This is a genomic window from Vagococcus fluvialis bH819 (genome assembly GCF_900163795.1).
In the GTDB taxonomy this organism is placed as follows: Bacteria; Bacillota; Bacilli; order Lactobacillales; family Vagococcaceae; genus Vagococcus; species Vagococcus fluvialis_A.
In genome coordinates, this window is the sequence record NZ_FWFD01000008.1 from 16517 (window position 1) to 31715 (window position 15199).

Genomic DNA, 15199 nt, shown 5'->3' on the forward strand with positions numbered 1-15199 from the left:
ATTCAAATATCTTTTATCTCACAAATCTACGTGTCGCTCTTGATGCCGTTGGTTTAGGTGTATTGTCCTCATCGTCATCTGATAAATCAAAATCTAATGATTCTAAGTCAACAGTCGTAATATCAAGATTACTTAAGTCGATGGTTTCTTCTAAGTTCACATTTTTGTTTAGCTTTGATAAATCATCATCTAATCCATCCACTTCTGATTGGAAGTCAAAGACTTCATCATTTGCGTTATCTGACATAGAGCCAGTTTCTTCTAATGCCGCCCATTGTTGCGTGCGGAATTCTTTAACGGTCTTATCATCCACTAATGGTAAAATACCCACAATCGGAATTTGTAGTGTTTCTGTTAGATATTCTGGATTTTTCACTGTTCGATTAAATAACTGACTCAATAAAGCTAGACCGATACCTAAGATAATCCCTAGCAATCCACCAATGGCCAAATTAATTTTTTTGTTAGGTGAGACAGGAGACGTTGGAACCTCTGCTTCTGAAATAATCGATACTTTATCAGCTTCTGTGTATTCTTTTGCTTCTTCTCTAAAGATATTAGCAATAACGTTAGCTGTCGTTGCAGCTTCTTTTGGACTTTCTGACGTCACAACAATAGAGAACATTTGTGAATTTTGTGTTTGTGTCACATTCACCATGTTTTCAATATCTGTGGCAGTTCCTTTAAAGCCGATTTCTTTTTCAAGTTGTTTTCTTGTTTCTTCTGTTACAACTCTGCCTTTAATAAAATCTTTGTATGTATTGATCATCATCAAGTTACTGTTGATGTTATCTGTACTCACATTTTTATCTTTATTTTGTGATGTTGCGATCAACTGTGATGTTGCGCTATATTTAGGTGTGATCAACATAAATGTTACTAACGCAGCAATCCCAATCCCAACAAAAAACATCGATAGTATTAATACTATGTTCTTTTTAAGTAATGTAAAAATCTCTTGTAAACTAATCGTCTCTTCCATCTGTTCCTCCAAGTAACTTGCCTATTATTTTTCTACTATCATAACACATTTTCTAGCTTCTATAACACAAAAAATGACATTTTATTGTTCATTTAGTAAATTAACAATTTTTATACTAGCATTCCCATCCCCGTAAGGATTGTTTTGTTTAGATAATGATTGATAATATTCATTATCTGTCATTAACTGAGATACAGCTGATAGGATTCTCTCTTGATCCGTTCCGACTAATTTTAATATGCCTGTGTCAAGTCCTTCTGGTCGTTCTGTAGTATCTCGTAGAACTAAAACTGGCTTACCTAATGAAGGCGCCTCCTCTTGAATCCCACCTGAATCACTCATGATAAAATAACATTCACTCATACAATTATGAAACTCAATCACATCTAGCGGCTCTATAAGATGGATACGTTCTTGACCTTTAAAAATTTCTTCCGCTTGTTTTTTCACATTTGGATTAGGATGAACAGGATATATTACTTCTAAATCTGGATAAGTTTCTACCATTTTAATAACTGTCTTAAAAACTGTTGCCATCGGATCTCCGAAGTTTTCCCGACGGTGACACGTTAGAAGAACTTTTTTACTATCTGGATTCCATTTTTGAGTAATCGCGTGAGAAAATCCGTGTTTTGTCGTTTTTTGAAGTGCATCAACGACTGTATTTCCCGTGATAAAGATCTTCTCCTCTGCTACATTGGCTTGGAGTAAATTCTCCTTACTTAACGCAGTCGGTGCAAAATAGATATCACTTAAGCAATCCGTCATTTGGCGATTCATCTCTTCAGGAAATGGGGCGTACTTATCCCAAGTCCTAAGACCTGCTTCTACATGACCTATTTTTATCTGATGATAAAAAGCAGCTAGACTCGCAACAAAAGAAGTCGTTGTGTCACCGTGTACTAATACTACATCTGGCTTTTCTGCTTCTAATATGGGATCTAACTTCATTAAGACTCGACTGGTTAGTTGCGCAAGTGTTTGATTTGGTTGCATGATATTTAAATCATAATCCGGTTCTATCTTAAAAATGGACAGAACTTGATCAAGCATTTCTCTTTGTTGAGCCGTCACAACTACCACTGATTCAAATATCTCTGACCTGTTTTCTAACTCTTTGATCACTGGTGCCATCTTAATTGCTTCAGGCCTTGTACCAAAGATACTGAGTATTTTTTTTCTTTGCATTGATTTGCTCCTTTTTACCTTAAATAAAAAGGAGTGTTTGTTTACACTCCTTTTTTATAATAAAACGATAGCGTTAAATATACAACCTTTTTTTTAATCTTAACGTTATTTTAATATTTCAATGTTTGATAAAACATAGCTAGTGCCTCTTGATTATACTCATATGGGTCAAAAGTTTCAAATTTTTGTTCCTTATCTATCATACTTGATAAAGAGGTGGCAATGCCCGTTGCATCATTAGTTTCTGTAATCATTCCATAGGCACCATCTTTCAACACTAAACGGCATGCTGGGATATCTGTTGAGACACAGTTCATTCCAAGGGTTAACGCTTCGATAAGCACCAAAGACTGCCCTTCATATAATGACGTTAGTGCAAAAATATCACATCGTTTAACAAATTCAAAAGGTTGATACACTTGCCCTAATAACTCAATGTGTTCTGACATTTCTAATTCTTGAATCTTTTCTTCTAGTTTACTTCTTTCTGGCCCTGAGCCAATAATATACAAATGCCCTGTTGGATGCGTTTGATGGAATCCAGTAAAGGCTTCAATCAAGACCATTTGATTTTTTTCTTGGGATAAACGACCCACCGTCACAATATTTATCTTTTCTTTATTTGGAAATGGAATGACTTCTTCTGCTGCATTTAGAACACCACTACTTCTTTTAACAATCACAGATTCTTTATCCACCCAAAGTTTTTTATCTTCCCAACTAACTTCGTAAAAAATATTAGTTGATGATGTTTTGACTTCTTTTGTAATAAACGTCGTTGGAATTGATTTTACGATAGTTCCATTCTGTTTTATACCATCTGAAATAGTGCTAAAAATAGTTGTTTCCATTTTTTTAAAGGTCACTTCTTTAGAAATTTCCTTCTCGTAAATCACACATTCTTCTGGAATAGTGCCTAGTGATAACTCTGCTTCTTTTACCCAATATGTTTGTCCGTTCTCCCCTATCGTCTCATACCACCGACCATTAGAGGTTGTCCCTAGTGATTGGACATAGACAAATTTCATTACGCCCAGTTCTTTAAAAGAATCATTTTCCACTGGCAAGTTATACCCTTTAATCTCGAGGTTACTCTCATTAATGTAATAGGCTGCCAACCATTCTTTTTTGAGTGGCGTATTCGTAATTCTCTTCATTTGATAGCGTTTCTCCAAATGATTAACAGATAAAGCAAATTTTCTCAAGAGTTTCATTTTCATAGGTGGTTCTCCAGTGTTTGTCCAATTTAATTTTCTAGAGAATGTTACTTTTTCTTTCGGTAACCAACCTAAATCCGTTCCTTTTAACATAACTTTGACGGATACTCCAGTTTGAGTAACCACTTCTTCCGTTACGGATGCATAAACATTTCTAAATAATCCTGCTCTACTTAAAGGATAACTATTGTCTAAACCTAATGGCTCTGTATAGAAATAATCCTCACCTGATGTATTTAGTTTTCCAAAGTAACTTACTTTGTTCTTTGAAAGAACTTTAGTCGCTGTGACTTCTATGGTGCTAGCTTCAACCCAACCTAAGTACTGGTTATTTTGAGAAATTTTATAATAAAGAATATCGTTATACTCAAAGCGACCTAAGACATTAACATTGGGATTAGACAATACTTTTTCTTCGATATTCCCTAAAACCATATCAGGTCTTGAACTTCTTAATCTTATTTGATTATCGACAGTCACTAAGCGGCCATCTCTAAAGTAAAATTCAGTGTCCGCTACTTCTTCTTTCACTTCTTCGACAGCACCACTTAATATTTTATCAGGATTAATGGTATTATCGGCATACACAAATTTACTCGCATCTGCATAAGATTGTAATTTCTCTCTATTAATCTCTCTCATTACTTCTGAAACGGATACTAGACAATCGTAACGATGATAGACACTAAAAATCCCTTGCAAATTAATCTTGTGAGTTTTTCTTCCGTTAACTTCACGTTCTTTATCTAACATCATGTCACTATGTAAGTAGCAGACATGTCTATCTGCTTTAGCTGCTAGTATAATTTTACTCCAATGTAAGCTGTACCCGCTGAAATCGATTGCGACATCAAATCGTTGCTTGCCTAATAATCTTCTGACATCTCTTTCATAAATTTCATTAGGGTATTTATCTTCTTTGCCTTTTTTAACCCCTTTTAGGTGAAAATGCATATCTTGATAATATTCTTTAGCCGTAAAATTGGACCGTTCAAACCTAAAAAGGATGGACACATTATTAGGGATATCCGATACATTTTTTATTTGATCTTTTGACTTAATATTATCTAAAAGACATACCACATCATACTCATTGTAATCTATATTTTGTACCAAACTTAAAAAACTACTAGTAATACCATTACTTCTCATACCGCCAGGATAAATTAATAGTCTTTTTTTATAGCTTATCGGTTGAATAAGCTTAACTTCTTTTATTTCTTGTTGATTGAATATAATATCGACCACACGAGAAGTTACTTTACCATCATCATAGGGAACGAATTTTTCTTTACATTCTTGATAATTTTTTTCATACATCTTATGTTGTTCATCCAATGTTGCTAACTTCATCATTAACTCATCGATATTAAATGCCACTGGTCCTGGTAACTCATCATACTCAAAATATTTACCTCGTTTATTTGAATACAAATCATCATCCCAACAATAAAATAAAATAGGTTTGTTTGTTACTAGATAATCAAAAAAGATACTTGAATAATCTGTGATCAAACAATCCACAATCCCTAGTAATTTATTTGTATCAATAATATCAGGTATTAAATACGCCTTTAAGGGGGCATATTTTTGAGCTTGGTCGTAGATAAAGGGATGAACTTTGACTAAGACATTGTACTCATCTCCAAAACGTTCACGCACTAAGGACATTTCTGTATGTATTTGCGCTATTTCTCCATCAGATACGCTTAAAGCACTCCCTTTAAAGGTTGGCGTATATAGAATAATCTTTTTACTTAAATCTAGTTTAACCCCAAAATCAAATAACATTTTGAGTAAATCATCAACATTATTTAAAAAAGTTTGGTCTATTCTTGGATAACCTGTTTCAATAATCTGACCTGTATAATTTTCATTTAATCTATAATTTTCAACAAACATTTCTGTTGTGTGTGGATTAGGGCTGATTAAATAATCTGCCATGAAAAAGTTACGGACAACATTTCGCGCATTGGCAGGATTCCCCGGAATATCAAATCCCATTGTTTTTAGTGGAGTACCATGCCATGTATTAATATAGGTTTGTTCATCTTTAATCGTTACAAAAGGCTGAAATGTGGAGTTATTAATTAAGAATTCTGCTTGAGTCAGCCATTTTAAATAGTCGTCTGAGTTTCTCATAACAAAAATGACGTTAGTGTTCTCTCTATATAAGTCTTTTACTTTTTCTAACTCACTAGATTCAGTCACACTCCAAATATGCGTATATTCACGCTCTTTATCCGTCGCTAATAGGTACTCAAATATTGCAAAAGGTGAATCAGTTAAAGATTTCCCATCTCTACTTTCATAAAGAACCGTCTTCTTCTCCACTTTTTCTGATAAATAGTACTTAGTGTAAGTATCAACTATTCTTCGGTAATACGAAATTTTTGGTAACACTGCTGGTCCGACAAAACGAGCGGCTTTATTCACTACTCCCATAATCTATTCCTCTCTATTTTTAAAAATGACGTTAACTACTTCCGATGATGCTTGTCCTTTTTCAAGGGATGTAAAGGTTTCTTGAAACAGCTTATAATTAATGGTCTTTAACGTCTGTTCTTTTTTATATTTATTTAAAACATCTAAAAGTTCTGCTTCACTTGAGACTAATGGCCCTGGCATGGTTTCTTCCATCTTAAAATAAAAACCTCGCATCTCTTGTTCGTATTCTGCTTGATCTGGAATAAAAAAGATAATCGGTTTTCCAGTAATAGAAAAATCAAACATACAAGATGAATAATCCGTTATCAATAAATCACTTATCGCTAGTAATTCACTCATGTCATAATTTTCTGAGACATTAATTATTTTCCCATTAAACGCACTAAAATCAAAATTTTGTGCCACTAGATAATGCATTCTAACTAATAGTAATGTCTCTTCGCCTAGTATCTCTTCTATCTTATCAAAAGGAAAATCTGTGGTGAATTCATATTTGCCATTCACTCGTTTTTCTTTTTCTCGCCAAGTTGGTGCATAAAGAATCAGTTTCTTATCTAAGGGTAACTGATTTTTTGCTTTCACTTGATTACTTATGCTGTTATTTTTTATTGTTCTTACTAATAAATCATTTCTCGGGTAACCATGTTCTATGACTTTTCCAGAATAATCAAATGCTTGTTTAAAGATTTTTGTCGCATAGTTGCTTGGTGAAATAAGATAATCCCATCTCTTAGACTCTTCAGAAAAAGAGTGATCATAGGTTTCTTTCGTATATCCTGGAATATTAACTTGCGAGATATCTCTGCCTATTTTTTTTAAAGGCGTACCATGCCACGTTTGTACATACATTGTTTTTTTATTTTTAACTAGCCACATGGGTGTTCTCGTATTAATGACCCACGCTTTGGCTCTTGGCATCGTTAAAAACCACTTAAATGAAAAGCGATATACATAAGAAACCTTTTCATCACGAAAAGGTTTCTCACTGCCCTTATTAACACCCCAAACTAGGTTGTAATCAGGATATTCTTTTGCCATCGACTCATATATTGCCTTTGGATTGTCACTATATTGAGTGCCATGAAAACTCTCAAAGTAAATGGTTCTCTGACTATGAAAAACGCCAATACTCTTAAATAAAATAGCTACAACCGATTCTATGATTGCTTTCATCACACTTCTCCTTAAATAAAGTCTACAAATCGTGCTCTAAATTTCATATGAACATGAGAGCCGATAATCATTAAGAAACCTACAATTAACCAGAAAAAGACTGTTTGTGTTCCCTTTTCCCAGAACCATTGTTTCGATAAAAATGAATCTCTAAAACCGTCAATAATATAGTAAATTGGATTTAATTCTAATACTTTAATAATCCAACGATGCTCTGTCCCTTGAAACATTGTTCTAAAGTTCCAAATCGGACCTGATAAGTAGAATAGTAATCTAAGTATTGATTGTAGCATGATATGATAATCTCTTACTAAGACGGTAATCGTTGAATTTAAGATCCCAAAAGCGAATAGAAAGGCAATCATACAGAAAAAGTAGTAGAAATACTGTAACCAGTAAATGGTTGGATAAATGCCAAATCCAAACATCGATGCTAGTAAAACCAACATCATCGCACGATAACTGATAAAATTACTTGAGATATTTACCATTGGCAAGATACTCACTGGGAATTTCATCTTAGAAACCATACCGACCTGTTTGTAGATGCTATTAGAACCTCCTAGAATGGAACTATTTATAAAGAACCAGGCTGTAATCCCAATCAGCATCCAAATAATAAAAGGAACACCATCTGTTTTTCGACCTTGATTAACTCCTAGTCCAAAAACTAAGTAATAAATACCGATTTGAATAGCTGGGTTTAAAAATTGCCAAACAAGTCCTAGATAATGACTTTGATAGGTTGCTTTTTCTTCATATTTTGAGATTCGACGGATGATACCGAAGTTATTAACTTGTTCTAAAATTATTGTTTTTACGTCATTCACGTTTAAAACTCTCCTTAATGCTTCCCGTTTTTCCGATGCCAATTCATTGATTTAAAAACAAAAATTGGTATCTGAATCATTCGATAAAATCTTTTTGGATTACTGCAAGAGCGGTAGAGCCACTCTAAATTTGTCTTAATAAAAAAGTTAGGTGCTCGTTTGACTTCGCCACTCATAACATCTAGGCTACCGCCAACTGTTTGAAAAATGGTTGCGTTTATTTTTCTCATATTGTTTTTCAGCCATTCTTCTTGTTTAGGACTTCCCATTGCAACAAAGATTATATCAGCTTCTTGTTGATTCATTTTTTCTATAATATCTGAATCTGACATCTTCGTGTAGCCATCAATCCAGCCGACTATTTTAAGTTGTGAATAGTTAGTTTGGATATTTTGGGCTGCTAATTGAGCGACTTCTGGTGTGGCACCTAAAAGAAAAACATTCTTTTTATGCTCGTTGGCAAATGTTAAGACTTCTTCCATCACTTCGATGCCTGCTACTCGCTCTTTAATATTGCCTTTTGTCCAGTTAGATACTTTGACTAATCCGATGCCATCAGCAATCCGATGAGTAGATTCGTTAATAAACTGTCTCACCGTTTCGTTTGTTTCTGCCATTAAGATTATTTGTGGATTCACACTAGTTAACGTCATCTTTTGTTTTGTTTCAAAAAATTTTAGCATGTCTTTTTTTATATCAGACATCGTTAAGATATCCACTGGAATATCCATTATTTTTTCTATTTCATATTCAGTCATCTTCATACATCCAATTCTTTTTTTATCACTGCTAATAATCTATCAGTTGCCTTACCATCATTGTATGTATTCCAATAAGAATTAAATAGCGATAAATTTTGCTCTTCATTATTAATTTCAGCTAGTACGTCATTTATGTTATGACAAATACTATTAGGTAATAATTCTCTAATGCTCTCCTGAAGGCCCGTTTCTTTCACATAGTTATCCTCATCATACCAATAAAAAATAAGTTTGCCTAAAGGATGAATTAAGGCATAGTCAAAAGCAACGGATGAATAATCCGTTATTAAGATATCAGCTTGGCTTATTAATTCATCTGCTGACGTATTATGATCTACTAAATACAGACCCTCTACTTTTTCTAACTCATCCTGATTAGTCCACTTTTCATGAGGGTGAGTCTTTATATATAATTCAGTTGTTTTAGCCATTTTTTTTCTTAGTTCAAGGATTTCCGTTACTATTTTTTCAGGTTGTTCTTTGCGATAAGTTGGGAGATACACTATTTGTTTTGATTTCTTTGTTTTGATTTCTTTTTTATAAAAATAATCCGTTCTAGGAAAGCCTAGATATAGAAGCTGTGACTCATTTGCTCCATAACTCTTTTTAAATACTTCTCCCATAGCCTTAGATCCTACTACAAAATAATCAAAAGACTGGTACACTCTTTTAAATCTCGCTTGATCTTTTGTTGATCTTTTTTGTGCTGTTTTATCTTCCAAACCAAATTTTTTTATCGCTCCTGTTGCATGCCATATTTGGATAAAAGATTGTTCCGGTCTTTTTTTTATATCTCCTAAAAAGGCAAAATAATTATCCGCTAAAATGACACGACTATTGGATACTAATTGAATCGTCTTTTTTAGCCCTTGATAGCTATTGATATTATAAACTGGTATACCAAGTTCTTTAAATTTTAGTGCTTCATTTTCCGTTTGATTCGTGTAACATATGCTTAAACTTTCTAAGTCTTTAATTGCTTCAATTAAGCCATGATCATTGTTAGGAAAACTTAGTAGATAAACGATTTGATTCTTTAATGGCTTGGTTTGGTTTCGAGCCGATAAGTGCTTAACATATGAGCTATATACTCTTTTAAGTTGCTCAAGAATAATAGATTTCATTAATTTTTTTCTGCTCTTTATCATCAGATTTAAAAGCTATTTTTTTTTTTTCGTCTCTTTGATTAGTAGATAAAATACTAGCGGGATTGGTAATCACCGATGTAAACGAACGTCCACTAAGTTGTAGATAACCAAAGAACATCATTCCTAGTAACATAAAGACTAATAAGATTTTTGTAAAAATAGACATTTTACCAATGGCTGGACCCTTGAGCGCTGTGGCACCATGCCCTCTTTCAGAAGCGATTACTTTTAAATTCTCTTCACTGAATTCTCTTTGTTCTACTTTATACTTATCTTGGTATTTCTTCTTATCTTCAGCACTTTGTTTTTTAAACCACTCGATAAATTCTTTATAATGAGTAACTACTTCTTTTGTATCACCATATTCTCTAAGTTCCCCGTAATGAATCCAAGCGACTTTATCACATAGTTTTTCAATTTGTTGTAGAGAATGAGAAACAAAAAAGATGGTTTTTCCTTCTGATTTAAATTTCATAATTCTTTCAACACACTTTTGGTAAAATGTATCATCACCAACAGATAGTGCTTCATCAATTATTAAAACATCTGGATTATTATGAACAGCTATCGAAAAACCTAGCCTTGATCTCATCCCACTAGAATAATTTTTAACTGGTTGATCGATAAAATCACCTAAATCTGCAAAAGACTGAATATCGTCCATCATATTATCAATTTCTTCGTTAGTAAAACCACTCATTAAACATTTTAATCTAATATTTTCCTTACCAGATAATTGAGGTTTTAATCCTGCTCCAATGGCTATAATAGAAGTTTCGCCTTCAATCCTCATTTGGCCTGTACTTTGAGGAATAATTCCTGCCAAAATATTAGATAGTGTTGACTTACCTGAACCATTGATTCCAATTAAGCCGACTGCTTCTCCTGCATAAACTTTTAAATCAATTCCTTTTAATCCCCAAAAATGAGGGACACTTTTTTCTGAGAACTTGAACAGCGCTTTAATTTTATCTGATTTTTTCTTATATAAATCGTATTCTTTTGTAATCATTGTTAATTCAACTTTTACATTTTCTTCTTGTTTCAAAATTGTCTCATCCTATCTTTGTTTCATTGAAACCTCATAGAGATTTTACACTAAAATTGACTTTTTTTCAAAATTACTTAAAAAACTTACTATATTCTTAGGACATTATACTAAAAAAAGAGGGTAAAAGGTGCTTTTTTCTACCCTTTCCCTCTTATTTTTTCTAATTTATTACTGCCATTCCATCATTTGGAAATGTTTCTGGTGAGACTTCACCATTTGATTCAAACTTATATCCTGGTTCATCTCTTTCATCTTTTTGATCTAATCCTAATGAAAGACGCATTTTGTGGGAGATGTAATCAATACTATCTTGGTGTAAACCAACCATACTAACAATATCTCCATATTGTGGGTAGTCAAAGCTCATCCAAGAAAAAGCATGGGATTCAAATTTATAATCTTTTGTTAAACCTGATTGAGCAATTGATAAGATTTTGTTAGAAGGCATATCTGTCTTGATATGACCATCTAAAGCTTCTAAAATACTCTTATATTTAGCAATTGTTCCAACATCCATTGCTTTTTTCGCAATAGCTTCCACCACTTCTTGTTGTCTCTTACCACGTTCGATATCATTATCGACATAACGTGTTCTAGAGAAAGCTAAGGCTTGTTCTCCATTTAATTTATGATGTCCTTCTTTCAGATCGACTACTTTTTTACCTTGCGAATTTTGCTCAGTTAAAGTAAATGGAACATCCATTTCAATCCCGCCAAGTGCATCTACGATATTTTCAAAGGCTTGGAAATCAGCTGTTGCGTAGTAATTAATTGGAACTTTTACTAAATTCTCAACTGCATCAATGGTTGAATCAATTCCTCCATATGCAAATGCTGAATTAATCTTATCCTTACCAACAAAATCTTTAGATTCGATACTTGCATAGGTATCACGAGGAATACTTACGATATTTACTAATTCATCTTTAGGATTGATTGTTAGAAGTAACATCGAATCCGTTCTGGCACTTCCTAACTCTCGTTCACTGTTATCATCTAAACCTAATACTAAAATAGAAATTGGGTCTTTTTGCACATCTATCTTATCATTTTGGACACTCTTAGAAGACCTTGGTTGGTATGATTTGTTAAGAAAATCATTTGTATCCATAAGTCCTTTCACTACATAAACTAATCCACCTAAGATAGTCACCAGAAGAATGATAGTTAGGGATTGCCAAACCAGTGCAAATTTCTTTTTGGTTTTTCGCTTCTCACTTCGATTATTTACTGCTAAACTAGTTGATTCTTCGCTATTTTTTTTACTTTTATCTTTTTTTCTCGTCAATGTCAAAACTCCTACGTTTTAAATTATTCTTCGTTAGTATAACATAGCCTATCTATCAAAAATAGATAATCCTAATTTTTTTGTACTTCTTAAAGAATTCCTTATAATTTTCCACATTGTTTCACCTATAAAATTCGTGTATAATGTGGTTGAATTATGAAAGTAGGTAAATAATCAATGGATTTCATTTTAAAGGTAGCGCTACGTTTATTTTTAACAATGATCCTAGCCTTATTTTTAACACCTCTAGTAAAAAAATTAGCTTTTAAAATAGGTGCTGTAGATAAACCAAACGCCAGAAGGATTAATAAGGAGCCCATGCCAACAGCTGGTGGATTAGCTATTTATATTGCTTTTTCAATCTCTGTTTTGTTTTTATTTCCTGATTTAATCCCTTTTAATTATGGCTTACATCTTGTTATATCATCTGGAATTATTGTTTTAACAGGTTTAATTGACGATATTTTTGAATTAAAACCAAAGCAAAAGTTATTAGGCGTCATTGTTGCTGCTCTTTATGTTTGCTTTGTCTTTGATATCACTATGAGTACTATTACTTTACCTCATATTGGGCTTGTGCCTTTAGAATGGCTAAGTTATCCGATCACCATTCTCTGGATTATTGGTCTAACTAATGCTGTTAATTTAGTCGATGGATTGGATGGTTTAGCTTCTGGCATCTCAATCATTGCACTAACAACAATCGGTATTGTGGGTTATGTTGCTTCATCGACTGGAGCTGTTAAACTGCAAGTTCCATTAGCTATTTTTATTTTATTAATGAGTGTGCTAGGATTTTTCCCATTTAATTTTCATCCAGCAAAAATATTTTTAGGTGATACTGGTGCTCTTTTACTTGGATTTTTAATTTCAGTTCTATCAATCCAAGGTCTCAAAAATGCAACATTTATCACTTTAATCACACCTCTCATTATATTAGGTGTGCCTATTACAGATACTTTGTTTGCGATGATTAGAAGATGGTTAAACAAGCGCCCCATCTCATCTGCAGATAAGATGCATTTACATCATCGACTCCTTTCTCTTGGTTTCACTCATAGAGGAGCCGTCCTTACAATCTACTGCATGGCCTTAATTTTTTCACTGATTGCTCTTTTATACATGTTTACTAACACATGGGCAACGATTCTTTTAACTATAGCTTGTCTGTTTGGTTTAGAAATATTTATTGAAATGATTGGTTTAACGGGTGTGGATAAACAACCTCTTTTAAACTCCTTAAAGTTTCTTGGAAACAGAGCTTATCGTAAAGAAATTATAAAAAAAAGAAAAGAGCAAGATTAAACATTACTGTTTTGATCTTGTTCTTTTTTGTTAGTTTCATTATTGTCATTTTTATCTAATTTTTTTGCTATATAGTCGCCTACTATGTTCTTTTTAGGTTCAATGGTGCCATAGTAGCGTTTCTCTAGCGTCACATTAATCACACCGCCAATAATAATTAAGGTAGCCGCTATATTTAGCCATAATATAAAGAATATAAAACTCCCAATAAAGCCATAACTGCTAATCCTTTTTGAAAAATTATTGATATAAATCCCATAAAACTGAGTTACTCCCATCCACCCAATCGTTGTAAACAATGAGCCTGGGATAATCGTTTTAAAATGAATTTTAGCACTTGGAACATAGTAGTACAACATGGATAAAATTAAAAGTAACACAGCTGATGTTACGGGCCATTTTAACGTTTTAAATGTATTCAATATTTCTTCTGGTTGTCCAAATATTGGTAAAACATATTCTAAAATTGTTTGACCAAACCCCATGATTAGCATCAATAAGCCTATTCCTAAAATTAAGAAAAAGACCATAAAAAATGAGAATAAGCGTCGTAAAAATTGAAATTTTTCTCGTTTCACACCATACGCTTTATCCAAACTAATTCGAATCGCGTCAATCCCTTTACTCATCGCCCAAAACGTACCGATGGCTGATATAGAAAGCAAGCTACCACTGCTTGTTTTTAGCAAACTACTAATAGTATCTTTCATTGCACTATAGACGTCTGGTGGTAGTAGCTCTTTGATGTAAGGTAAAACACTTTTATCATTTAGATTTAAAAATGGTAGAATATTTCCCAATGCAATAAGCAAGGGAAAAAAGGATAGAAGTAAATAGTATGTAATAACAACGGCATAGATAGCTACTTCTGACTGTTTATAAGTTTCAATAAAAGACTTAAAAAACTGCTTCCAACCGGCGTCTTTTTTCTCTTGCTCTTGCATAAATCTACTCCTCATTTAGTCTTGTAAGGTTAAAATTTTTGGTCCTTCTTTGGTAATTGCCAATGTATGTTCATATTGACAAGACAAACCACCATCTTGTGTACGTGCTGTCCAACCATTGTTATCCATCTTCATTTGCCATGTTCCAGTGTTTACCATTGGCTCAATCGTGATAACCATCCCTTGTTTTAGTCGTAGACCTTTTCCTTTTTCACCATAGTGAGGTACTTGAGGCGCTTCGTGAATCGTTGGCCCAATGCCGTGTCCGATAAAATCACGGACTACTGATAAATTTTCTGACTCCACGTAAGTTTGGATAGCGTGACCAATGTCACCAATTCGATTTCCTTCTTGTGCTTGCTCGATCCCTAAATACAAAGCTTTTTTAGTTACTTCCATTAAGTGATCAATTTCTGGTGTTGATTTTCCTACAACATAAGCCCAACATGAGTCAGACATTGCACCTTTATACTCAACACACATATCTACTTTTATTAAATCATTGTCTTTTAGTACTTCTTTTCTTGGGAATCCATGACAAATTTCATCATTAACGCTACAACAAGTTGCATATTTATAACCTTCGAAGCCTATTTGAGCGGCAACCGCATTTTTTTCTTTAATCATATTATGAACAAACAATTCAATGTCCCAGCTTGTTATACCCGGTTTGATAAAATCACGTAAACCACGATGAACACTTGCTAAGACTTCGCCTGAATCAGCCATCATTTCTATTTCTCTCGGAGATTTTAATGTAATCATTCTTAATTCCCTCTTTCTCTTAATTAGCATTCCCATTTTAGCACAATCAGTAAGATACGCCAAATAGCATCAAAAACATAAAAAATTGAAAATAATGTT

General features: G+C 33.3%; 12 protein-coding genes. 1 reads left to right on the forward strand and 11 read right to left on the reverse strand.

The annotated features are described in order from the left end of the window. Nucleotides 1-13 precede the first annotated feature (13 nt). The 9 genes from FM121_RS04120 to FM121_RS04160 all read right to left on the reverse strand — a co-directional run bounded on the left by FM121_RS04120 (nt 14) and on the right by FM121_RS04160 (nt 12086). A complete protein-coding gene (locus FM121_RS04120) occupies nt 14-982 on the reverse strand; it encodes a YveK family protein (protein ID WP_086950894.1) in 969 nt (322 codons plus the stop codon). A gap of 81 nt (nt 983-1063) precedes the next feature. Beyond that, a complete protein-coding gene (wecB, locus tag FM121_RS04125; RefSeq protein ID WP_086950895.1) occupies nt 1064-2170 on the reverse strand; it encodes a non-hydrolyzing UDP-N-acetylglucosamine 2-epimerase in 1107 nt (368 codons plus the stop codon). Nucleotides 2171-2280: 110 nt separating this feature from the next. After that, nucleotides 2281-5832 carry a CDP-glycerol glycerophosphotransferase family protein gene (locus FM121_RS04130; protein WP_086950896.1) on the reverse strand — a complete coding sequence of 1184 codons (3552 nt, stop codon included), beginning with the start codon at nt 5830-5832 and terminating at the stop codon, nt 2281-2283. Nucleotides 5833-5835: 3 nt separating this feature from the next. Continuing rightward, nucleotides 5836-7008: a CDP-glycerol glycerophosphotransferase family protein gene (locus FM121_RS04135; protein ID WP_086950897.1), complete on the reverse strand. Its 1173-nt coding sequence runs from the start codon at nt 7006-7008 to the stop codon at nt 5836-5838. 11 nt (nt 7009-7019) lie between these two features. Continuing rightward, entirely contained in the window at nt 7020-7838 is an 819-nt protein-coding gene (locus FM121_RS04140) for an ABC transporter permease (RefSeq protein WP_086950898.1), read from the reverse strand. A 14-nt stretch (nt 7839-7852) separates the two neighbouring features. After that, entirely contained in the window at nt 7853-8596 is a 744-nt protein-coding gene (locus FM121_RS04145) for a WecB/TagA/CpsF family glycosyltransferase (protein ID WP_256958405.1), read from the reverse strand. A 2-nt stretch (nt 8597-8598) separates the two neighbouring features. Beyond that, entirely contained in the window at nt 8599-9723 is a 1125-nt protein-coding gene (locus FM121_RS04150; protein ID WP_179203789.1) for a CDP-glycerol glycerophosphotransferase family protein, read from the reverse strand. Further along, on the reverse strand, nt 9704-10759 hold the full coding sequence (locus FM121_RS04155; protein ID WP_086951309.1) for an ABC transporter ATP-binding protein: 1056 nt from the start codon (nt 10757-10759) through the stop codon (nt 9704-9706). Before FM121_RS04155 ends, FM121_RS04150 begins: the two co-directional genes overlap by 20 nt. A 199-nt stretch (nt 10760-10958) precedes the next feature. Further along, nucleotides 10959-12086, reverse strand: a complete 1128-nt coding sequence (locus FM121_RS04160) for an LCP family protein (protein WP_086950900.1) — start codon at nt 12084-12086, stop codon at nt 10959-10961. Between the two features lie 177 nt (nt 12087-12263). Here FM121_RS04160 and FM121_RS04165 point away from each other — a divergent pair, with 177 nt between their 5' ends. After that, nucleotides 12264-13391 carry a glycosyltransferase family 4 protein gene (locus FM121_RS04165; protein ID WP_086950901.1) on the forward strand — a complete coding sequence of 376 codons (1128 nt, stop codon included), beginning with the start codon at nt 12264-12266 and terminating at the stop codon, nt 13389-13391. On the opposite strand, the gene FM121_RS04170 is transcribed toward FM121_RS04165, so the two are convergent. Then, the gene (locus FM121_RS04170; protein WP_179203790.1) at nt 13388-14335 is read right to left on the reverse strand and encodes a YihY/virulence factor BrkB family protein; all 948 of its coding nucleotides are present in this window, start codon (nt 14333-14335) and stop codon (nt 13388-13390) included. The genes FM121_RS04165 and FM121_RS04170 overlap by 4 nt on opposite strands. A gap of 15 nt (nt 14336-14350) precedes the next feature. Next, nucleotides 14351-15100, reverse strand: coding sequence for a type I methionyl aminopeptidase (gene map, locus FM121_RS04175; RefSeq protein ID WP_086950903.1), 750 nt, complete (start codon nt 15098-15100; stop codon nt 14351-14353). Nucleotides 15101-15199 lie beyond the last annotated feature (99 nt).